We start from the raw sequence: 23,030 nt of genomic DNA, 5'->3' as shown, positions 1-23,030 counted from the left end.
ATAGGAACGGCGTGTTGGCTGCATGAAATACCCGCTTAAAAGGCTAGAACTGGTGCCCACTTAAATGTAAGTGCACACCATGTCTTGGCTTTGCAGGGCTGGGTAGATGACTTGGCCGTACGCATACTCCTGATTGAAATCCTGATGTGGTGAACAGCATTCCTTTATGAGCGCCGACAGATCTGACCTTGTCGTGCAGCAGCCTACACAGTGATGTCCGGCCGGCGCCGTCTGGTGATTGAAAGTCTGTTTTACCAGATTGAAGTGAGGTGTTAGGTCGCGCTGGTTTTCTGACTTGGTCAGGATTGCTGCGCTGGGTGGGGGAGCTTTCGTGCGTCCTCAATCAGGGCGGAACGATTGGCAGTGGCGAAGCAGGGCATCCCTCTCGTTCTGATTGAGATCAAACTCTACGGCCATGATTAGGCATCCTTTCCGTTTCGTTGGTGGCAGCAAGCTGTGTGCCTGGTCACTGCTCTGCTGCCTAGAGGTGTTGCAGCCTGTATCACTGGGAAGTGACAGTTCTGTGTTCGATAGCTTTGGCAGCAATACCATCTTTGAAATGAAAAAAGCTGGCTAATGCGAACAGGCCAAGTTGTGCGAGTCCAAGGCATAGAGTCGGTTTGGCGATCATGCCGAAGTAAAATAAAAGAGACATGGCTACCAAGAAGAATCGCTTAGATGAGTACCATGAGAAGTGACGGTCATCCACTGATCGGTTTTTAATTGCGGCCCGGGACGTCCTCACAGCGATTTGTCCAAATATAATGCACGAGACCAGTGACCAGTCAGCCGCTAAAAATATGTCTCTCCATGAGTAGGCGTAGAGCTTGATTGCGACCAAAAAAACGAACGGAGTAACGATGAACAGGTATTCAGAGCAGAGCTCCGCCAAAATCGCCTTCTGCTCTTTAGAACAGGGGTATTGTTTCATGTTGCAACCCCACGTTCCGGTGGATATCTATAACCTTCACAACTTTGGCATTTGATATATACGGTTTGCCTTGGCCAGGAGGAGGAGTGTAGAGCTGGAACGAGACCTCGGCTTCCATGACATCCTTGGGCCCGATTGCTCGTACTAGGCCATTTTGATAGTCGTCAAGCCACTTCACATCGATGATGTTCGCGTTGTACCGGCTGCCTGTTGTAACACTGACCATCGACCATGCACCTTTGCCAATGTTCACTGGGGCGCGCACGTAGAGTCTATCGGTGCCGTTGAAACTTGTTGTGATTCCAAGAAACATGTTTTTCGGATTGGCGTTGAAGCGCCAATGGGTGTTGATGGGAGTGACATTTTCTGTGTCCGCTAGGGACGTCAGGACGGTTTCGTCCGGTTGTAGCTTTTTGTTGGCCTCAGAAAATTTCTGAAGAGCAAACGCGAGCTCTTTCCTGTCGATTTTCGGGTGAATCATGTGCGGGGTGTCGGATTTGGTCAGTTCGCTTTCAAGTACAGAAGCGATTGCATCGACCTCGCCTTCAGTGGCCGTACTCTCTACCCCTGAAAGGGTATCCGCAAGTCTGAAGCCCGATTCAATGATTGCGGAGGACATCCATTCTTTGAACCGACCAGGGACGGCTTTGATGAAGCTGGCAACAGACCCTGCCTCAATGCACTCGAGTTGAAGCTCGAAGTCCTCTGGGTCGCCTAGCGCATTGACCAAGACCTGACCAAGTGCTTGGTAGGCCTCAATGTAGCCGCTCATAGCCTGGAAGACTTCTGCCGGACGCTGACGCTTCTCGGCGAAGTCGATTTTGATTTTCAGCGTTTCGGACATGCCAGACTGCTTCCTTGAGAATGGTTGATACTGCCAGCTGAGAACTTGCGTCAATGACAGCTGGCATGACTAAACCACACCAACCAGGGATCGCTGGGAGCGAAGATTCTACAGCTGATGGTGGCAAAATGTCGTCACTCGAATTTGGCTCTCTCTTCGCATCGCATTGATAATGCATGGCGATCATCGTCCTGCTGCCCGATCTCGGCTCGTGGTTTAATCCACATCTTGGCAATAGGCAGCGCACGCGCGAGGGGCTGATGGATAAGGATCCAGAAATGGAAATGATTACGGATGCCTCCGAGGATGGGCATCGGGTTGATGGGGCGCAGCTTGATCAGGATGATCAGGTCATGGTAATTCTGGAACACTGGCGCAGTGCCTGGACTGACCTCAGTCGAACTGAGGCGGTGGTTGCGCAAGGCCCTAGCTTCGCGTTTTGGGATTCCAACGTGAATGGCTTTGAGAATCCGGGCGCCTTTTTCTCTGCCGATGCAATTGATCAACTGATTCCACCCGAGGAAGTACGGGAGATGGTGCGTAAGCACATGGACGTCATCGACCATGCGCGCGAGATGTCTATTGTGCTGGTGTTGAGGGAAGGAGCGGGGGCACGAGCCGCAGTTGCGGTGATACCCAAGACCGCCGAGTGCCAGCCTCAGGCCTGGTTTGAGATGGGCAAGATCCGGAAGACCTCGGTTACCCAGAAAGTCTGGATACCGCTTCGTGCCGAATCAATGATCTGTAGGGAAGGGGAGTATGGCTATGAGGGCTTCCTCGAAGAGTATTTCGGGGTCGGCTCAGTCATGTTTGAGCTTGAACATCGTGAGCAGATAAACGAACTGGGCTGGAGCGACATCGGCGGGAACTCTTTTACAGGCGGTTTAGAGACTACCTACGTCTGGCCAGACCGCGCTCACTCAACCACCGATGGCGATGCTGATCAGCCTAAGGAGAAACCCGGGAGCAACAAGGCAGAGCAGGGGAAACTGCTTGCATCCTTCCGAGTGCCTTTTATCAATCTCAATCTGAACCTCAATGTCCGGTCGACCCAGGCGGAAGCCGCTACGCCGGCTCTTACAGCGAGCCCGCCTGAATCTGGCACACCCGCAGAACCGCAGCGCATTTCCACTTACTACTGGGCTGGTGATTGGGGCAGTCATCATGGCGATGCTGTAGGCACCGGGCTCGTGATCGATCAGTCGTTTGACGGTGTAGCCACCAGTGAATGGCATTTGCATCAAGATTTTGTCATCTCTTTGGGATTGCAGCGGCAAGGTGACGTTTGGCTGCGTCCCGCTGAGGGATTCCAGGAGGTCGTGCGGTTGTCGCGCAACGATGCCGGCGAGCCGGTTCTTTTGGAGGTGCGCTCGGAACACCTTCGCGACTATCTGAAGGCTCGGGGGATGTACCTTCTGATGTCTAGCTTCAGAAGCCGACACCAAATCGTGTCGGATGCTGCTCACATCGACTGGGCTGAAGAACTGGTGGAAGAGGAGATGGATGCTGACAAGTGGGAGGGGCTCAAGCAGCCTATACACGAAGGCGGTAGCCAGTACGGCTCCTCGACTGCTGTTTTCCACGCATCTCGCACTGATATCGATGCGGATGATGAGGTGCCCGTGCTTGGTTTTCCAAACGACGACTCTGTTGTGTCCAAGTCGTGGACGGTGCAGCACCAAGGGAAGAAACTCTTCAGTTTGAGGGGCTCGCTCTGGAAAACCGAATTGGTCGAACCAGGCCGGGTCAGCGAGCGGGTGTTGGGTGAGCAGCCACCTAATAGGGTGGATTTTGCGGTTGATGGCTCTGGAGAGCGCGTCGATGGTGCTGGACTGGTGGATCGTGGCTGCTGGCTGTGGTTCCGCCCGAGCGTCACGACATTGCTTAGCAGTTACCGAGGTTTCTCATTAAGCTGGTGTACCCGCGACACAGGCTTCATCGGTATCTCGCGAGGCTACAGCGTGCATTTCGGGCTGAATGATCTTGGCCTTATCAATGTGTACGGCAAGGACATTGGACAGCTTCCGCTGTGGCAGCAGCGGGTGTGGGCAGGTGCCAACGTAGCGCCAGATGGGGGCGTTTCGGAAGAACTACTGGCATCGCAAGCTAAAGCCGAGCCCGCCGATACTCAAGCTCCCGAGACGCGTTTGAGGCCAGCTTACAATGCGCTCAATGAGGCGTTTGAAAAGCTGACAGGAAAACCCTTGTTCGCACCGCACCATGCTATTAGCGACATCTTTGATCGAATTCACCGGTTCCGTGCGCTAGAGAAAACCGGTGTGCTCGAATTGGCCAAGGACTTGGCCCGGGTCACCGTTGAGTCGTTGGACGGGGTAGCACTTTCGGTGCTGGCTACTCCGCCAGGCAAAATGAAAGCCGGGTCGGTCAAGCACCTGGAGGCGGTGTTGCAAAAGGAGGTGAGCCAGGATGAGGCCAGGGCGATGACCAAGGTACTGGTAGGGATCAACGAACTCAGGCAAGCGGATGCTCATCTACCGTCCTTTGAATTTGGCAAAGCTTACGGTCTGGTCGGTATCGATCAGCATGCTGACTTGGACGTAGTGAAGGGTCGCGTGATGCTGGAGTCGCTAGTTGTATCGCTGGTTCAAATGGAGGAAATCTTGTCTCGATTGCGCCGCAAGAGCAAATAGGCTTGGCCACGGAGCCGTCCCTAGTGCGGTCGACTCTCTGGAGGAGTGTGCTAATCAGTCTAGGCGAGTCGCTTAATCAGTATGCTCCTTCGTTCTTCGTTGCTATATTCAAGAGGCTTTAGATCCGAAAGTCGAGCGAACTCATCGTCGTAATAGAGGAATTTACCTGTTGCCAGGAAAAAATCTGGGTCAAGGCTTTCCCGAACTGAGTCCGCAAAAAGATTGACTGACTTTACGAAGTTTTGCATCGCTGATAGATATCGAGTCAGCCAAGCTTCATGTTCAGCTTTTGCGTCGTTAAAGTTTTTATTCGTGTAGTCACGTTCATAAGCTCGAATCCCCCACCATGAGCGCCATTTGGCAAGATATTCAGCGCGCTCCAGAAGGATATCAATAGCGGAGTCAGCGCTTTTGAGCATGTTTTGAATGGCTCGTTGGATGTTTCCCAATTCGTCACTCGGATAGATAGCACCAACGGTAGCTGCTGCCGAGTATCTCACTCCGTCGATGAAATCTTCAGATAACTTAGGAAGGTGATCACAGCAGGCATAGCAGATCCAAGCATGCCATTGAGGGAGCTGGATTTTTTTTGCTACTGTGTATACCAATTCTTTGATGTGTTGCGAGTGCCCAGGAATTGGGCCAGGGCCTGTGTCGCTAAAAGTCTGAAGTTCAGGTGGTCGAGGCGAACTATAAAAAAGCTGCGAAATTTCAACTGCCGAATTTTTGTCGAAAAACTGGTCTGTCGGAAAGACTATGTTCCAGCTTTTGTCGGTTTTTATTACGGCGTTCTCAGTAATGTGTACCCAGCGCAGTGTGTCGTTTCTGGGGGTGTACACTACCAACAAGACCGGAATCGAGTGATTGAGCCAGTAATTAAGATGTCTAAGCTCACCGTAGAATATAAGGCCACGCTTAGTTTGGGTGAGGTGTGACTCTCCAGCTTTGATTTGAACCGCAATCAAACGTCCTTGAGGGCAGCCATTCAAAACATATTCGATCTGCCCATCTATACCGTAATCGACAATTGGGGTTTCTCTAAAAATCCATCCAAATAAAGTCGTAACCGCGAGATCTATCTTGGCGACACCGATCCGCTCAACAGGCTGATAAGTCATTCTCTACTCCGACGGATTCTGGATACTCGCATGACTAACGGTCTTCAGGTTGCTGGCCATACGAGATAGCGGTTCCCTTCTTTGCCCATTACTTCCGGCTGCAGGAATGGTGGACGCACCGCTCGCCGGGCCTCTACGGAGCTTATTTTGTCCATAAAGGCCACATTGTTGCCTATTTAGTCCAGTACCTGAAGCCTTTTGTGAGAATCATTAGTTTCAGGCGGAGATGATTTCTGGCGTACCAAAGGGAGGCTACATCAATGGCCTGCTTCGAATAGATGGAGCAGGAAGCTCTGGATGGTATCGACTGATGAGTATATATAAGAAGCAGCTATCATGATGAGCTGCTCTTCGATAAAGCTCAAATTTTTAGAACTATTAATTATGCGTATGAGCTTTGTGGAGTTCTTGATCGGATTTGCATCGCCATCTGCATGTACGATGCAGTTCCTGATGAGGTTCAGAGTTGTCAGGTGAGACCACTGTTTGTTAACGGTCGTGAAATCTATTTTGGCCAGTTTCTCAAGCGTTCCCAGCGTTCATAGGTAGTTCCCATCATACTCCTAACTCTTGGTTAGACGATCCAGTGGCTCAAGCAACTCAATCACTCTATCGGTATAGCCCTGCAATCCCTGGCAAGCTAAGAAATTGAGAAGGACTGCCTTTTTTAATATTATTCTCAGAGTTTATTCTCTTATCACTTGTAACCAATACACACCATTTCCTAGCCCTAGTAATCCCTACAAAATGAAGGTTTAATTCTTGATCCCAGTCCGGAAAAACTTCATCGTTGAAGTTTCCCGTGTACTTGCGAGTGGGAAACACCCAATCATAAAGATCTAAATGCACGACAAAATCAAACTCTAGGCCTTTCGACTTATGAAGTGTCATCACTTGAACTTCGCCAGGATGCGCACTCTCATAGTGTAAAATTTCCTCGGAAGACGAGATGGTTTTTTGAAGCGCCTCAACTTCAACTTGATTTTCCTTGTGAAAATTGAACGACTGCGCGATCTCTAGAAATGCACCTGGAAGTTTAACTAATTGAAAATCTCGCAGATCATGGATCGACTTTCTAAGCGCTCTCAGTCTAGCAGGTGTACTTTTGAGCAGCGGAAAATCATCAAGAACTTGCTCTACGAGCTTGCGTTTATCAAAATAAAAGTAAAGCAGCGCAGAGAAAAAACGCCCCAGCGGACTGGAAATTTTTGACAACGAATCGTCTCTGTAGAATCTGGCTGGGAGGGTAAGATGTCTTTGAAGACGGTCTATTGAAACGTTCCATCTAACTAAAATTGCGACCTCACTTAAATCCTCAATTTTAAATATACGAACTGCTCTCTCTATCCAACTACTAAGACTCCTAGCTACATCCTCTTGCGTTCCATCAAAGCTACGGTGATAGACCTGGATATCGGCAGCGGCAACAGGGATCAGTTGGCAATGAGGAGAATACAACCGTTTAGAGTAATTAATAATTGAGGGATGACTGCGGTGATTGATGTCAATTACGTAATGTTCAAAATCCCTTACATTAGCCGTGAGTGACAACAGATGACGAGGATCACTCCCTCGGAACGCAAATATAGATTGTTGCGTGTCTCCAACAGCTACAGCTCTCAAACCCAATGAGTGCAGAGCGCAAAAAAGTACATGCTGAGGCTCCGATGTATCCTGATACTCATCTATGTAAACCGTACGATACTTTGCTTTAATATAACGCCTGCATGCCTCTGATCTCTCTAAAATCTTGCAGGCAATAACCGTGACAGCCTCTAGAAGAACGAACCCCGCTCGGTAGTGCTCTTTAAATTCCGGCTCATACAAATCGTAGTCGCTTGCGACTAAATTTTCATCTGGCTTTGAAAGATCAGGAAGATAGTCTTTATGCTCGTCTTCCAGTCTGCTATATTGCACACATGTTAGTTCGTTACCACTAAATCCATAAAGCCTGGCTAGAAATGGGAATATAATCTCCGCAAGGCAGAAATTGTCGATTGTTCCGAAAAAACTCGCTCTAATATTGGCTCCATTTTTTCTACATTTATCGTCGAGTTCTTTGCTGGATTTGATAGTGAAGGATATGCCGATGATTCCTTGGTATGGCTTGAGCGTATCAAACTCTTGGCGGATCTTCTCTACCATGACTGTTGTCTTGCCACTGCCAGGGCAGGCCGTGATAACCATACTCCCGGGACAGTCAATAGCCGCTTTCTGAGCGTCACTGTAAGTGAATTGAGAAGGCATACCTAGCCCTCAGCCAAAGTTTTAGCATGGAGTAGCGGCTTTGCCAAATTCCCACCTTTGATGAGAGGAAGGCTATCTGAAATTTGCGCCAGTAACTCTCTCATGCGGATAGCTTTCTTACCCTGCAAATACTTGATCGCAATAGCGGCGTCTAAAGTGCGTTTCCTCAGTTTTTTACACGCATAAGCAATCACTTCAGATTCCATTTCCTCTGTCAAATCATGCTCAAGATCGACGCGAGACAGATAGGCGCCTTTTGGGTTAGTTTCCTTCGAAACCTTCTTCCAAGTACCATCAGCCAGCAATGATTGAGTGGTCGTACCGAGTGGGGAATGTGGCATAGCGGCTAAAGCCACCGCTGCGCAGCAACGGTTAATCCCCGCCAAATGACGCTGCTTTACTCTTTTTACCGTGATATCCGAGACATCATTATCTGTTCTCATCACCCAAGGGATTTCCATGGCGTCCAAGATTTTTACGTAAACGCTAAATTGAATTCCGTCTACAGACAAAATGGAAATATTGTAAAAATCCAAGTCCACTGATAAGCGTTTTGCAAGTTCGCTATAAAACAAAATCTCCGACGGGCCCTCTACAAGGAAAACACATTTAGCAAAGAAAGCTTCAGCGGGCAGAATGCTCATCCTATACCCTAAGTGATCCCATGCTTTACTGATGCAGTTGCTACAACCATTGCTTGCTGCTTTAGTCCTCCCACCTTTAACTTTGAGATGGACAATTGAAGAAGGCGTGTAGCGAGCCGTAATCTGTGGTGAGTGGCTAGTAATAAACGTTTGCCCAGGGAGATGATTAATCAAATAGTCAGCCAATTTTCTTTGTTGATGGGGATGCAAGTGCGCCTCAGGTTCCTCGACGCAATAAAATACTACCTCACTATCCGGGTCGTGCTCACGCTGGCTCTTAGCCTTCCACAAGGCCATCAAAATTTGATTGTTCCGCCCGTCGCCCCCAAGCATTACAGATGCTCCGGACGTAGACGCGCCTAAACGTAAGCTATCAATAAACTGCTGAACCTGAATTGCGCCTGAGTCGAGCTTTACTTCATACTCACTGAAGTCGTGAGCAAGCTTTTGCAACTCCTCATTTACAGAATCAGTCGCTCCTTTTACGTAATGCAAGTTTCGGATTCTATCATTAATCGCTTCTAACGCTTTTCCAATTCTAGCCATCTGCCGTTGGTCGGACTTCGACTCTGTCTCGCTACGATTCTCTAAGGATAACTTTAGAAGCTGTCTCTTTTCAGAGTTAATATATTTTTCAAGATCTCTGCGAGACTTCACGTACCTCATATTTATATGCTTTAAGTAATATCTTGAGGGGATTTCTACAAGCGAAGACTTCGTGGCGCCGATTCGAATTTGATAGGTCAGAGTACGTCTATCGGCAGTGTATTGAAGAACAGAGCATAAATCATCTGTGATATTTCCTTTCAGACTTGCAAGTACAGCATCCTCTGTAATTTCAGAGAAATATACCGTCACAGACAATGTGTCAGAAATTTTCCCAGCAGCCGAGATGTGGAAATCGGACTCAACGGGCTCAATCTCTGCATCAGAAAGGCTTTTATCTAAAAGCAATCGCAAAGAATAAACCAAATTCGTCTTTCCAACATTGTTCGCACCAATAATTAAAGTGTTACGTTCAAGATTTATAGTGGCATCCGCGAAGTTCCGAAAACCTTTCAAAACTACTTTGGTAATTAGCATTGTCTTCCTTGGTTTTAGATTTGCGTAGGTTTCTGAGCTTCAGCCGGAGCGCGTACGGTGTCAATAGGGCATTGGTGACGGCCATGCCCACAGTTAAGCTGTGTCTCTGGGACTAGGACGGTAGGCGACAGCTGCCAAAAAGGAATTTGTTGGCTATGCATAATGCGGCCATCATGCGCCCAAGCCAGTAGGGGGTGGCCGGAGCCCGACGACAGAGAAGGTGTAAATGGGCGCGACCGACGACCCGCATGACCGTGTCTGGCGCCACCAAGAACGTCAAGGGATGGGCTCCTCCTGTTTTGTAGAAGCAGGTCAAGCTTGCAGCAGGACACAGAACGCCGCCCTAGGCGAGAGTCATGTGACATTTGGTTTCACTACTTTTGGCCTAGCACGTACCGGGCATCAGAGCGCAAGCTTTCTGAGACCGGCAACGGTCGGTTCAACCGCGATAGGCTGACGACCAAAAATCACCACATTGAAGAGGGCCTTCAACCTTGAACGCCCAAGCTATTCTAGCGAGAAAAACTGTCAAGACTGAATCGCCTCCGGTTTCAAAGATCCCCCATGACCGCTTTTGGCCGTTTTCTGCATGTCGCGACCGGCAGAAAACGGCAAAATTCTGCCGCTGGAGAATTGTCTATGAAGTCAGATCGAGTCGCTTATTCTAAAATTTCCCAGAATGAAAAAGGGCCGGGTGGCCCTCTTTTGTATTTGGCGGTGTGATTTACAGCTCGAAATGGCGTAAGAATGTATGAACATTCTTTCCAGTGTCTTTGTTAAAAATAACGTCTTCATTGCCAATCAAGCCGTCTGCGATTTTGATAGACGCTTCATTGCCTTCATCTACCACTGCTTCGATGGCAAATCCATCGGAAAGCTTGCCTTGCATCCCATTGCAAAACTCGGTCAGAGCTTTAAGTGCAATAGTCTTGCCCCAATTGTTGTTGCGATAATTTTTAGCAACGGCCCAGTCAACCTGCCATGTAGCGACGCCTTCTCGCACAGAGTCAAAAATGATGGTGCAACGAGCCATCACCTCGTTCTGAACGGTAGGGCTGAACATAACGTATGTGAACCGCGCCACGCCTTCAGGTTTGTCGCCATGGGCATAGACGTCTGGATAGACTCGCCCCGGCTCAATCTTGATAGCGTTGTTCTTGATAGCAACGGCAATCTGCCGCAAACCTTCCTCGGCAAGTTCAGCTCCGGTCATTTTATTTAAAGCGTGCATTGGTTTCGAAACCATCGTAGAGACTGGCGCTGGTCTTGTATCGAACGGTGACGACGCATCCTTGGCCTTCTTTTTTTTGAAAAAATTAAACATTTCAAAATCCATGTGTTGAATGTCCGCTAGTTCAAAATTAAACAGTTCTGGAGATCGCCACGCCCATGAATGGAATCATGGGCACACGTCTGCTCGGGCTGATTTCAGCACTTTGGCCACTGACTGTCGAGACGAATGCCCCCTTTTGGCCCAGAGTGTGTAAAAACGCTGAGTCAAAATTGAAGTCTGCGCTTCTATGCCAAATCTGAAATTTATCGGCTGGTTGGCGACCTGGATTTTGCGTAGAGACGCGATTTTCAGTTCTACTTTGGACACCAATCGCGTTGAAAAACGTTTTTACACACTCTGGGCCGATCTCTGCCGCTACCGAACGACTATATTGGGGCTATATCCGCCGACCATCGCCACAAATCGAGTTGACCAAAGGGATGCCAATAGCTGGCAGGCCGGATGCCAACAGGTGGGATAAGTGCAGTGCCAACGCCTGGCCAGCTTGAATGCGATTGGCTGTGCAATGGCAAGGCAACCGGGTGGTCAAGTGGGGTGTAATCACGCACCTGGCAGGTCGCTTAGTCAGGCTGGCTTGGGTAAGCGGAGCGCGCAGGCGTGTAGGATGGAAGCCCGAAGGGCCGAGACGCAGGCGTCGCCAAGGCTCGGTTCACGACAGCCTTTCCCCGCAGGGGCACGCAATGGCGCCTCTGTGGGATGCGAAGCTGAACAACAGGGTGATGTGGAGAAAATCCTATGGGTATGACAGACGATGACGACACTGTGTACTGCGACGTTCAAATGCCTTTGTCACAGGGAAGAGAGCTACTGGAGCTAGTGAGCGCACTGCGAGAGTCGAAAGCACATCCCGGCCTCGATAAAGTCTTCGAGCACATGCAGCACGAGCTGAGCACCTCTATTGATATCATCGAGAACCCACCATCCTGGGGCCCATGGTGTCAGTGAATAGAACTCCAGTGAACACCTTTGTTTTGCAGTTCTGAAATCATGCTAAAGGGCTGTGGCTGCAAGCAGGTTACCTATTCGCTACCGTTGTTTCTGAACCAGATCTTTGTATAACTCTCGGGCCTCAAGGATCTGATCCCTGATCTCCTCGGGGTCTATGCGCATGCCGCCGCGAGGCGTTATCTGGAGCGATTTTAGGTTGTTCGCAGCCTTGATGAATTCCCGTTCTTCCGCCTGAACCCACGCGGGGCGCTTGTCTTTCCAAAAGAGCCAACTCATTTGCCCGGCCTCATCTTTGATCGGATGTTTAGCAGTATGTGGGAGCGGTAGCCAATGTCCAAGCAAGAAGGTGAGTCGGATCGCTCCGCAAGCGGAGCGCGCAGACCAGGATAGTCGAAGAGCGTAAGGATGGAAGCCCGAAGGGCCGAGACCCAGCGTAGCGGGGCTCGGTTTACGACAGCCGATCCCGAAGGGATACGCCCGACCGCCTTGATTAAAAGTTACCGAACAGCTCGTTGATCAAATGACCGAGGCACTACGCCCAGCGCGCAAAGATCGTATGTCCTGCGCAATGCTACCTCGTCGCCAGAAGACACCCGCGCATGGGTAAAGATCGTCGACAGAAAACGTCTCCTTTCGCTGTTGCCGAGCTCAGACCAAATCCTTGGCTGTCCTTGTGCATCAGGAATCGCCAGCCGGTCGAGGAGATACTCTTCCAGGCTGTGCAGACGTTGTTGGCCATCAATCAAAATTTCACTGTTTTCGGCCAATGCTCTGCTACCGCTTTCTGGCTCGTACCAGTCATTCGTGAGGTAGCTGCCCAGATCCCCACCTGACCATATTGCTGAGATGAAACGAGACTTCTGACCGAGGTTCCATTCCAGTCCGCGCGCCCAGGTTGGCACGGGCATGCCCATAACGAATCGCGCTGCCCATGGAAAATGCTCACGAGCGGAGGAGGGGTCTACCAGATACTTTTCCCACTGACCTACCAGAACATCAATTGGGTAATGACTGTCGGTTGTAGCCAGAACCCGCTGCGGCATCTGGATGCGTAATTCAGACGGTTCGTCGTCGGCATAGCGTTGAAAAATAGAAGTCATGTTACTCACTGGTGGCTACAAATAGGTGGAGGTGCTGGAGCCAACACGGGCGCATCGCCATGCGTCGACAGTCTCGATGATCAACACATCTCGTTCGATGGAAATGTCGATCTGGTCGCTGTCGATCAGCGCATGTGCGTAGCCCTCTACATAGGCTGCTGCTTTATCAAATGCAGAAAGGGTTTCTGAAGACTTGATGACGCTGATCAGACGTTGCCAGGCACCGTGCTGGCGGTTGCCCAGGATCGTCTTGGGAAACGGAATGGCGTCACTCAAACGCTGTGCGTAATCATCGGTCGGTGGGATCAAAGCGGTTCGCTCAAAGGGAGTACATACCTATGACAAACGGTTGGTTATGGAAAACCTTGAGCCTGATGCGAAATTTTTTGTAGGCGAGGGGGCCATGCCTCAATCGAGACTGCAGCCAAGTGAGCTGAATGACGGGCTGGATGAGTCGGGTTGAGCGGGCATACAGGAAGGGAGGGTGCATCTATAAGGGAGGCCTACTCCCCCACCTGTTCTACCATCGGGCCTATTGTCGACGTCAGTGAACGAGCCCCATGAAAGACAGGACACCGTTTCCCCCTTACGATAAGGGATAGGCAAACGGTTATGTTTATGACTAACAGCAACGATAAGAGTGGGGAGCTATTGGGCCAGGAGCGGCGGCGCCGCTGGAGCCCGGAGCAAAAGCTGGCCATGGTTCGCGAGAGCCTTGAGCCAGGACAAAGTGTGTCGGTCGTCGCTCGACGCAACGGCATCAATGCCAACCAGTTGTTCCTGTGGCGCAAGCTCTATCAGGACGGCAGCCTGTCGGCGGTCAGTGCTGGTGAAGCCGTGGTGCCTGCTTCTGAGCTGAGCGATGCACTCAAGCAGATCCGTGAACTGCAACGGATGCTGGGCAAGAAGACGATGGAAGCAGAAATCCTCAAAGAGGCCGTGGAGATCGCCCGGTCGCGAAAATGGATTGCGCACTCACCCTTGTTGCCGGGGGACGACCAGTGAAGCTGGTCAGCGAATGTCTCGGTGTGGCGCGCTCGCAATTAACCCCCAGCATGTTGATGACTCCCCCTTGAAGCAAGCGGAGCGCGCAGACGTGAGGATGGAAGCCCGGTAGGGCCAGGACGGCGGCGAGTATCGCCGGGCCTGGTTCACGACAGCCGTCCCGGCAGGGCACGCAAAAGCTGCATTCTCCACTTCGCAGGCCAGCATCAGTGTCTATGGGATAGGCTTGGAACCGGTAGCCGACTCTCGCCACGAATCCAAGTCCTCGTCAAAGAGATCCGGCCCGTCTCGCAGCTGTTCCGGCTCTTCTTCGGGTTCCTCATCAGTTGGTGGCCCGAAGACTTTTTCAGGCGCCCAGTCATCCTTAAACAGGAACATTTTAGGCGTGAACTCGAAGATTCCGATTTCGTTGTCGTCAAGAATGTCGCGAACGAACTTTCTGAAAATCCTGCCCCCATCAAAGCCTAAACCTGCAGCGACATCTTTGATAAGTAGGACAGTCCAATCGTCATACATGACACCAGCAGCGATTTCTTCCCAACCGAGATGAAACAGCTCAAAACTCTCACCGACTAATACGTCGTCATACACGACGACGAGCATACCTTTGGAGGCATTCAGCAGCTTCACCGGGGAGAGAAGGTTCAAGATGATCGACTGTTCGATCAAATCGATCACTCTCGTATCAGGTTGATCCTCCCAGAGCACAGCGAATTTCTGAATCCCCGTAACATCAAGTGGAACGCAGTCAGGGCCAAACAACTGTTGTGTAGAAAAAATCGTATATGCGCCCTCACCATCATCGTTGTGAGGTTGCTCATGCTCGGTATAAAGCAAGCGGGAATAGATCATGGTGGGCACCGTGTGGCGAAGGAATGTGTGAGCCGTACCTGCGTCGGGCACTCAACGATAGACTGAGTACCTATCCGATTGCTTTATTAGGCATCTGGACTTTTGCTTCCCGCGCCGACGTAATAATCCGTCATTGAACAGCGACAGTGGCCCATCATCGACGCTACAGAGTCCACTACCCTCGGGGGGAGCCCCGAGGGGGCTTCTGACTGGCGGGTAACGGTCTGGAGGAGGTCAACGTGGAGCTGGTGAGCTACTGGGTCGTCGCCGTTTAATATTTCCTCAGCGCAGTCATGGAGAACCGGTATGTTATAGCGCTCAATCCCCAAGCTATTCGACTCAAGGACTTCCTTGACTTCACGCCAAAACAAGTAATCAGAACGGCCTGAATAGGCCTCGTGCTCACACGAAAAATCCACTTCCAACTTTCGATTGAGCTCCAGTTCTTTGATCGGCTCCCATAGGGCTTCGATGGCAGAAAAAGTGGAACCCGCCACTTCGTCACTCAAAAAGATACGAAGCACGTCTTTGTGAACGGCAACCAGCTTCACCCCGGACATTGCGCCTCGGATGTGTGCCTGTTCGAGAGTCTCGATTGCGAACCTGTCCTCTAGCGGCTGGTTGTAGAGGACGGCGAAGCGCTGTTTGTTAGCGGTTGCCATCAGATCAAGATTCGGGGTCTTCCACTGCAGGGCGCTGAACACCAAGTATTGGAAAACACCTTCGAGAGCTACGGGAGCGCATTCCGGGTGGAACAGAGCTGAAAATCTCATGGTGATTTCTCTCTTGGACGGTAGTGAGAACTGAAGACCATGTGGCTGAAGTGGTCAAGGGAAAAAAACGAAATATCTATTATAATTTTCATTTGAATCAGTATCTTACGAGCATACCCTTAACTGAAATTGGCACATGGTGAGCGCTGCGTGACAAGCGTAGAGCTCATACCTGAGTAGTCGAAGAGCTTAAGAAGCTACGCTCGTATACCCAAACCGTGACTGCCGTGGATTGGTTTACGATCAGTATTTCCGAGGATGAACACCTAGCTGTTGGAAAAGGAAGGCGACCGATCCACACGCTGTACAGGTAAGCGAGGGACAGTGCCTACAGTGGAAAGGTCACATATGTGGCGCAATGCCAGCTCGTCGCCGGAAACGCGGGCGGGGTAAAGGTCGCCCGCAAGAACCAACGCAGTTCGTTGTACCGATTCCCAGCCGCATTTCTTAATGTGTCGAAGACCATGCATAATTTTTTAACTAAGATTAAAAAATCATTTCGATCAAGAAGTAATGTTTGGATTTCATATATTGATAATATTAGTAATATTGACATGTTAATGATTTTTGTGAAGTTTGGCCGTAGACCTTGATCTGCCTGAGCTGCGTCGGATGCCAAGGTGTCGTGGTCTGGGTTTGTATATATATTCTTGCAGAAAATAATTAAAAGATATTGCCATTAAAAGAAGAGTTTGTTTGTTGGTTTTTCATGTTTTTTGAGGAGAAAAGTTCTTGTGGTGTTGGTTTTTTTCGTAGTAGCTTTAGCCGACTGTGGAGGCGCTATGAAAAATTTTAAAATGATTCCTGCAGTATTAAATAGTGTGAAAACATATGTTATTGAGTCTGTTCCTGACAGAGTCGTAGTGTCAGGAGTGGAGCAATACTGTAGCGCCCTTATTGCTATGGGGCGGGCAAGACTAACAGTGAATTCTTATGTTGGAGCATTAGCTCGATACTTAGATTTCGTCGTGGAGTACGTAATTTGCTCTTTGCTGCTAGGTAAAGTAGCGGGTGAGATGAAGTATGAGGATGTCGTGCATGTTTTTTTCGAGTCTTTGACTGTAGGTTGCAATTCAGATGATGAAATAGTCAGGATGGTGTGCGTGAGACTAAATCGCCGCTTGGTAAAAAGGCGTACTGTCAATGTATATAGATCTGCTTTGAAGTTTGCATTTGAGGTGTCAGATAAGTTTGTACAGAGTGCAAATCCGAAAATGATTCTTTTGGGGCAGGGCGGTAATAAACCAGGAATTGGATTTCCATACAAGTCTTACATGACATTTACTCGATCAAATTCCCAGCGAATATATCAGACGTCATTTCTTGCTGGTTGCATATCTGGTGGTATAAAGGCTAGTTATGTCAATTTGCTACCTAAATATTATCGTGGGTCTGCGCGACATTATATCGGAGAATTACGACTTGACTTCCATAAACTATTGGAGATCTTACCCGAAATAAAAAACGTCCGAGACCGCTGCCTTTTGGCATTGCTTGCGGCAGGGGGGGAGAGGATTTCAGAAGCACTTCAGACTCTCACAATAGACATTGACTCGGATGCGAGTAGCGTACTGGCTATAGATCCGAGTAATAGGCCAAGCCTTTACTATGAAATGGGGTTGTCGGTGTCTCAAGTAACGAGCCTGCGCTGGAAGGGAAGAAAAAATAATTCGGTTTTTCTTATACCACCATTCGACAAGATTTTTTGGGATTCGTACGCGGAGTTACTTGTTTCAGATAAGTATCCTGTTTTTGATGCTGGTAGACGCTGGGTAACTCATAAGTTTGTTTTTCGTGTACTAAAAGGTAAAACACGTGGGCAGCCATTAGCTTTGGCATCTGAAGGCGTTGTTCGTAAGATGTTCAAGCGTTTACTTAAGAAGTACAACATTATTAATGTGTCGCCTCACGATATCAGGCACTGCTATGTCACTTTTCTTATCCATGAGGTACCTGTAGGTGATGGGCGCGGACTCGGAGTGGAAGTCGCAAGTGACTTGGTATCGCATGTCAAACTCGAAAGCACTCTGGTTTATGACCATCTAGATAGAAGCACAGCTCACGCTGATATTGAAGATGGTTACAAAAAAATAGGCTATCACCCGGAGATGTTAAAGCCATGATTAATCATACTGATATGCCCATCTGGATCGGTGGCGATGCAGATGTTGACTCTGCTATCAAAGCTAGCGTTGCAGAAGCAGCGAAGTTTATAAAGAGTGAATATGGGAAAGGGAAGCACTGGTCGTACGATACTATCACAGCCGGGCCGGAATCATGCCAAGTTAGCTTTGTTAAGTATTTTGTTTATGCGCCAGGACTGGAGGAGGCTAATTATACATTTGATTGGGTACTCGAGGTGTTTAAATATGTTGCGGCAGGCAGTGATCAAGAAAGTTTAGACATGGGTATGATATTGGGCCCATCCAAAAAAGACTACAAGAAGTCTGTGTATACCTGGGTCAAGCGCGGACTGTGGCTGACGCTTGTAATGCTTTATAAAAATGGTTTTATTTCGATTCCAGCGAATTTTAGCGCATTATCCTCCAATTCAGGCAGTGGGGCTGCTGGAACTAGGACGGATTTTGCTTTTGAAACATATCCAGAGCTTATGAGGTTTTTGATTTCCTCTAGATACAAGCTCGCTGCAAGTGATTTTTGGTCAGGAATACCCAAAAAGGTTTGTGAAAGAATTGCGCAGTATGGGACTCGTCTATTTTGGATGTGCGGAGTTACCAATCCGGAGCAAATAGATATAGACGAAGTTATTGAGATTCACTTGACCTATACAATGGGAGAGCGATTACTCACTGCCGAAATTCCTACCAGGGCTATTATGCAGTATGTATGCCACTACTACGGTGATCGAGTTCCTTTTACTCTGGATGAGTTTTTGCCTCGTCTAGAGCAGGCGATACGCTTTCGACGCAATGGCTCTACCCCTTCAGAAATAAGAGAGAGAAAAATTACTGGCTCTCAGGACTCGGTAGCCTCGGTGGATGAGTTATACAATTTTGTAAAAGTCTGGGTTAAACGAGATTATCTTCCAAAGCGAATGTCTACGGTTGACCTATTTGCCCCTTGGTGTGAATCCTTGAGGGATACTCTAGATATCTGGCTGAAGAGTCAAATTAAGTATCTAGGAGAGAAAGCCTATGAGCGCGAGGAGGTTAGTGCTTTAGGGATAGCACGATTTAATCTGTATCTTTTTGAGTTCTTGCCTCGATGGTACTCCATAGAAGGAATTACCTGGAGCTATAACTATCCATATCATCCGAAGGACATATCCAATATTTTTATTTCACCGGTTGAGCCTGTAACTGGAGCTCCTCCATCTTTCAAAACCTTTCTTACACAAATGTTTGATAAAAATGCCGAGACGGCACCCTACGCCGCAATGCTGCAGCTGAAAAATTTCTTTTCTTGGGTAGAGGCTAAGTATCAACATGTTCATGGGTATGAAGGCTTTGTAAATCCTATTCACGAAATGGATTTGCCCCCCTCAAATAATAGAAATGAAAGCAAGGCAAGGCCTTTTACGAAATGGCAATATTCAATAGCTTTAAATTATTTGGCAGTCATAGTTAATGCAATAAAATTAATTAATGACAATGTCACTTCTGGTGATATTTCTATAAAGGATGAAAAAGATTTCACCGCGCTTGCAATGAGGCTGGGCTGGGATAACTCATTTTATTGGAGTGGGCGTCAATTCAGAATTTCGAAAATACCAAGCGTTTTTTTAGAGCGGTGGAATATACCACTTAAGAACAATAATTTTGTCACTCTGCTATATCCTCACTACGTTGTACATGTTTTAACCGCAGTAGATAGTGGTCTTAGACACCAAAGTGTACGCTGGCTGTGCATGAACTTTGATAAAAATGTTGTTGAAGGCGCCGGTTCGGTTGCTTTTCAACTACACGTTGCAGTAGATAAAGTATCAAAAGTTCCAGTGAAATCCTACGTTGCACTACAGACACTCGAGGCTTTGCGGTATCAACGTGAAATAAGATCTCTAGTGGATCTTGAAAGTTTTAAGGTGGATGTTTTCTATCGTGGCAATGTTGATACGCAAAAAGCAAAATTCAAACCTTTATTTTCAAGTAGCTTTACCTCAGGGCTTCCTAGGACGGAGGGCGCTTACAATGAGATGTATGTTAAATTTCTTGTTGATTTTAATTTTTTTCTCAATGAGCATGACCTTACTTGTAAGTTATTTGAGCTCAAAGCTAAAGGTTTTGCTTATGGTGCTACGGTCACTGCAGGTCAAGAAAATCGCACAAAAGCTGGTGATTTGTTTTGTCCACTAAGCTTAGTCACCGATATGACCCCTCATCATACTCGTTCTAGTACCGTTAACAGTTGGTCAAAATTCTTGTCTGCTAAAGATGTTGGCAGATTTAAGACCGCGCATAAATCTGAAGCAGTCGTAAGGTATTACAGGAAGCTGGATGATGAGGATAAAGCAGAAATATCACAGAAACTCGCACTTGGGGTTCACCAGATATGGGGCGGCGCATCGATAGACCCCGCACTTGAGGGGTCAACTTTTCGTAAGTCACTTTCCGCAGACCCCCGAAAAGCTGTTCACGATTTTGGATGTATTTCAATCTCCGCGACGGGAAGCGATAAACAACTTGATGGAGTGCAGCGCATTGCGCAAGGGCATCACTCCGGGCTAGCGCACTATTCCACCCATATTTGCACTAGAAACGGTGACTGTACAGACGAGATGAAAGCGGCTGGAATTGAAGATAGGTGTGGCTTTTGTATTTATGCTGTCAAAGGTATCGATAACCTTGAGGCAATAGAAGTTAAGGTGATTAATTTAACAGATGAAGTCCGGTCATTGCATGATTATGCCGACCGAATTCCAGGGAAAAATCAACATGAATTAATCAAGGTAGATAACCGTCTCGACATTGTGGTTGGTGACCTTTTGGCTTGGATTTGGTGTAGAGACCATTTGGTAGCGGCTGCTGAAAAATTCAAATCTGATTCAGATAAGTTGTATTCATATCGCCCGGAAATCCTGGAGCGGGATTTTCGTCAATTCAACGCTGACGAAGATTCAGCTTTCTATATTTTATCTCGCCTTCATCAAGATAGCCAGTTTCCTGACTTGGTCTCGGAGGTCGCCCGAGCAAGATATAAGGCACTAAAACTTTCGTTGCTTTCAGGGAAGGTAAGCGTACTTGATATTTTTAAGGGCACGATCTCTGACTCTCCAGTTGAGGTAGTTTCAATAATCCGATCAATGCTCAAGACAAGTGGTATTGGTATAGAAGATTTGGCTTCAATTTGGCAGGCTCAAGACAGTCGTACTAATAAGTTGATTAATGATTATGTCCCAGTTATTGCGGTGGCTAAGGAGTAGGGTTAATGCTCAGATCTAATTTTTCTTCATGGCAAGAGACTTGCGTTGATGAAAAAACTAAAAAAGTCATTTCAATCCTCAAGGATATGAGCGAGTTTAATACTCCTGTGATGAAAGTCACAGATTTGGCTAAATTCATATCTGGCAAAATGGCCAAGGATCTAGAAGGTTCTAAATCCGATGCGTCGGAGCCATGTGTGCTGGATTTTACCACTTTGTTGAAGAGGGAAGGGAAGTATCGCCCAATAATAGATTCCTATATGCTTCAGCGAGAGGGGGTCGAAAATTACGCGCTGCGAAATATTGATCCTGTTGTCGGGAATGTACTAGAGTCTCACAAGGTACGACTGAAACAGTCAAGTGTATTGGTTAAACGTTTGCAAGAAAAAGTTAGTCAGCTGGAGGCGGATAAAGCGGCCTTGAATTCTGTCGCTAATATTATTCCTAATGGCCATAACGGGTGGGATCAGCTAAATGCGATGGGCAAGGTTGCATCTATATTTTTTGATCTGCTTTTAAGTACGGATTATTGCAAATTTGATGAGGGCACAGGGGATGTGCTAGCCGTTGGAAGAGCGCGTCGAGTGCTTTTGCCGGCCTCAGATATCGCGGTGTATCTAAATTGGCGCTATCGTGCTCCATCAGAAAGCTAGTTATATAGCTATTCATTTAATGTGCGGTCGCTTTGGCGAAACCCCTTCACCAGACAGTCTGAAGGGCGCGCAATGCTAGGAAAGCATGAAGGTTCATGTACGATTGGGTTCATTGTGCCCATGGATCTTGGCTTTGAATGAAGTGTGTTTTTACAAACACCGCAGCGCACAGGCCAAGGAGACCACGGCGGCAGAGCTTTTAAAGAGCTTGTAGAAACGCGTCACGATGCGGTTATTCTCTTTTAGCCACCCAAACATGCGTTCGATGATATTGCCGGCTGTCAAACAACCTGGGCAAGCTCGGCTTGGGTTTGCGTTTCATGCTGCGTAGAGGGATGGCTGCCCGCATTCAGTCGCGATCCCGGTACCGGCGCAACACGTCGGCGTAGTACCCCTTGCCGGCCAGCAAGCACCGGCAGCGTTTGCGAGGACGCCCGCGCAGCCTCGGAAAGTGAGTCGCATCCAGTAGAGGGTGGGCGTAAGCGATATCGCTTGCTTGTCCGACGGACAACAGAAAGGGCAGAGGCAATCCGTCGGCATCGCACAGCATGTAAATATTGTTTGTCATACCGACCCCGGCTCCGCGCGAGCGCGTAGTCTTGCGGTGCTTTGGGCCTCTTTTTTCCGGGCGCCTGATGAGGCCCGGGTTGCACGTAGAGCCGTGGAGTCGATCAGCCAGCTTTCCAGATCAATCTAGCGCCGTTCGCTTATCGGATGTGCAGCCGGGCGAAGAATCCGCGATTGCGCCAGTCGCGGAATCGCTGATACACCGTTGACCAAGGGCCAAAGCGTTCTTGCGTGTTCCTCCAGGCCGCGACTGAGCATCACCCGATCATCAGCGCGCTGACGTCTGTCACGGCGGGCTCCAATGAAGAATCTGCAACCACGTCCCAGGCAGCATCTGGATTTCATGCTGTTTTTCCATCGTGACCTCCTGGTAGTGATGGCGGCGGATTTTACCAGAATCGATGGTTGAATAGATTTTGTGCAGATTCTAGTGAGATTGAGGATAGCTATGGACTGGCTCTAATATGCAGCAGCTGCGTATTGCATCTCATTGAAAAATAAGGGGGCGTTAGTTTTTCATGGGGTGTTGTGTCCCGATTATGGTTCGAACCGGCCCTGGGACACCATCTCTGTTGAGCTTTCCCTTTCCGGTATTCGCCGGTCTAAAAAACAGTCTTTCTCGCTCCTCGCTTTCGCAGGTCTCAGCCGGGCTTCTTCCGGTTGGAGTTCGATGCATTTGTGTGGGTGGGGATATTCATGCCCCAGGGCTATACGCTTCTTCTTATATAGAAGAGGCGGCGAGGCATCCTGATTTTATAGGCGAATGGGTTTTTAGCTTTTTTGCGGATAAGGGGTTGACGTTCATGGCGATCCCTGTAGAATTCGCCTCCCGCTTACGAGAGATCGCAAGCGCAAGTGGTTGAAGTTGTTGAGGAAATCTTCGAAAACTTCTGAAAATAACCACTTGACAGCAAATGAGGCTGCTGTAGAATGCGCGCCT

At 48.6% G+C, this 23,030-nt stretch carries 15 protein-coding genes and 2 pseudogenes; 6 read left to right on the top strand and 11 right to left on the bottom strand.

Features of this window, described 5'->3' with window-relative positions:
* Positions 1 to 502: 502 nt before the first annotated feature.
* Positions 503 to 931: a hypothetical protein gene (locus GIW79_RS27395; RefSeq protein ID WP_236456441.1), complete on the bottom strand. Its 429-nt coding sequence runs from the start codon at positions 929 to 931 to the stop codon at positions 503 to 505.
* The gene (locus GIW79_RS27390) at positions 909 to 1,775 is read right to left on the bottom strand and encodes a hypothetical protein (RefSeq protein WP_236456450.1); all 867 of its coding nucleotides are present in this window, start codon (positions 1,773 to 1,775) and stop codon (positions 909 to 911) included. The genes GIW79_RS27395 and GIW79_RS27390 overlap by 23 nt, the downstream gene beginning before the upstream one ends.
* Before the next feature lie 176 nt (positions 1,776 to 1,951).
* Between GIW79_RS27390 and GIW79_RS27385 the strand changes: the two genes are divergently transcribed.
* Complete coding sequence (locus tag GIW79_RS27385; RefSeq protein ID WP_236456459.1) at positions 1,952 to 4,426, top strand: hypothetical protein; 2,475 nt, start codon at positions 1,952 to 1,954, stop codon at positions 4,424 to 4,426.
* 59 nt (positions 4,427 to 4,485) lie between these two features.
* Here the strand turns inward: GIW79_RS27385 and GIW79_RS27380 are convergent, their stop codons facing one another.
* From GIW79_RS27380 to GIW79_RS27365, 4 genes are all read right to left on the bottom strand, one after another.
* The gene (locus GIW79_RS27380) at positions 4,486 to 5,544 is read right to left on the bottom strand and encodes a DUF4365 domain-containing protein (RefSeq protein WP_236456462.1); all 1,059 of its coding nucleotides are present in this window, start codon (positions 5,542 to 5,544) and stop codon (positions 4,486 to 4,488) included.
* A gap of 609 nt (positions 5,545 to 6,153) precedes the next feature.
* Positions 6,154 to 7,791, bottom strand: a complete 1,638-nt coding sequence (locus GIW79_RS27375) for a UvrD-helicase domain-containing protein (protein ID WP_268935675.1) — start codon at positions 7,789 to 7,791, stop codon at positions 6,154 to 6,156.
* Positions 7,792 to 7,793: 2 nt separating this feature from the next.
* The gene (locus GIW79_RS27370; protein ID WP_236477448.1) at positions 7,794 to 9,518 is read right to left on the bottom strand and encodes an ATP-dependent nuclease; all 1,725 of its coding nucleotides are present in this window, start codon (positions 9,516 to 9,518) and stop codon (positions 7,794 to 7,796) included.
* A 724-nt stretch (positions 9,519 to 10,242) separates the two neighbouring features.
* Complete coding sequence (locus GIW79_RS27365) at positions 10,243 to 10,854, bottom strand: hypothetical protein (protein ID WP_236456150.1); 612 nt, start codon at positions 10,852 to 10,854, stop codon at positions 10,243 to 10,245.
* 693 nt (positions 10,855 to 11,547) lie between these two features.
* On the opposite strand from GIW79_RS27365, the gene GIW79_RS27360 reads away from it, so the two are divergent.
* The gene (locus tag GIW79_RS27360; protein ID WP_236456152.1) at positions 11,548 to 11,757 is read left to right on the top strand and encodes a hypothetical protein; all 210 of its coding nucleotides are present in this window, start codon (positions 11,548 to 11,550) and stop codon (positions 11,755 to 11,757) included.
* A 500-nt stretch (positions 11,758 to 12,257) separates the two neighbouring features.
* Here GIW79_RS27360 and GIW79_RS27355 read toward each other — a convergent pair whose 3' ends face one another.
* Both GIW79_RS27355 and GIW79_RS27350 read right to left on the bottom strand, forming a co-directional pair.
* Entirely contained in the window at positions 12,258 to 12,860 is a 603-nt protein-coding gene (locus GIW79_RS27355; RefSeq protein ID WP_236456154.1) for a DUF262 domain-containing protein, read from the bottom strand.
* 15 nt (positions 12,861 to 12,875) lie between these two features.
* Entirely contained in the window at positions 12,876 to 13,169 is a 294-nt protein-coding gene (locus GIW79_RS27350) for a hypothetical protein (RefSeq protein ID WP_236456156.1), read from the bottom strand.
* A gap of 309 nt (positions 13,170 to 13,478) precedes the next feature.
* Between GIW79_RS27350 and GIW79_RS27345 the strand changes: the two are divergent.
* Positions 13,479 to 13,909, top strand: a pseudogene (locus GIW79_RS27345) (transposase); the annotation flags it as partial.
* 169 nt (positions 13,910 to 14,078) lie between these two features.
* Here the strand turns inward: GIW79_RS27345 and GIW79_RS27340 are convergent.
* Both GIW79_RS27340 and GIW79_RS27335 read right to left on the bottom strand, forming a co-directional pair.
* The gene (locus GIW79_RS27340; protein ID WP_236456158.1) at positions 14,079 to 14,717 is read right to left on the bottom strand and encodes a hypothetical protein; all 639 of its coding nucleotides are present in this window, start codon (positions 14,715 to 14,717) and stop codon (positions 14,079 to 14,081) included.
* Positions 14,718 to 14,803: 86 nt separating this feature from the next.
* Complete coding sequence (locus tag GIW79_RS27335; protein WP_236456160.1) at positions 14,804 to 15,490, bottom strand: hypothetical protein; 687 nt, start codon at positions 15,488 to 15,490, stop codon at positions 14,804 to 14,806.
* A 782-nt stretch (positions 15,491 to 16,272) separates the two neighbouring features.
* Here GIW79_RS27335 and GIW79_RS27330 point away from each other — a divergent pair.
* From GIW79_RS27330 to GIW79_RS27320, 3 genes are read left to right on the top strand one after another with little or no spacing between them, the layout of a single operon-like run.
* Positions 16,273 to 17,613, top strand: coding sequence for a tyrosine-type recombinase/integrase (locus tag GIW79_RS27330; protein WP_236456162.1), 1,341 nt, complete (start codon positions 16,273 to 16,275; stop codon positions 17,611 to 17,613).
* The gene (locus GIW79_RS27325) at positions 17,610 to 20,870 is read left to right on the top strand and encodes a hypothetical protein (protein WP_236477447.1); all 3,261 of its coding nucleotides are present in this window, start codon (positions 17,610 to 17,612) and stop codon (positions 20,868 to 20,870) included. Before GIW79_RS27330 ends, GIW79_RS27325 begins: the two co-directional genes overlap by 4 nt.
* Before the next feature lie 5 nt (positions 20,871 to 20,875).
* On the top strand, positions 20,876 to 21,523 hold the full coding sequence (locus tag GIW79_RS27320; protein ID WP_236456646.1) for a hypothetical protein: 648 nt from the start codon (positions 20,876 to 20,878) through the stop codon (positions 21,521 to 21,523).
* A gap of 150 nt (positions 21,524 to 21,673) precedes the next feature.
* Here GIW79_RS27320 and GIW79_RS27315 read toward each other — a convergent pair.
* A pseudogene (locus GIW79_RS27315) lies at positions 21,674 to 22,410 on the bottom strand (IS5 family transposase).
* Between the last annotated feature and the right edge of the window lie 620 nt (positions 22,411 to 23,030).

The organism is Pseudomonas sp. PA-7-1E (genome assembly GCF_021605325.1).
GTDB lineage: Bacteria > Pseudomonadota > Gammaproteobacteria > Pseudomonadales > Pseudomonadaceae > Aquipseudomonas > Aquipseudomonas fluorescens_BV.
The sequence above is the reverse complement of the archived record's forward strand: the minus strand, read 5'-3'. Positions and strand labels throughout refer to the sequence as shown.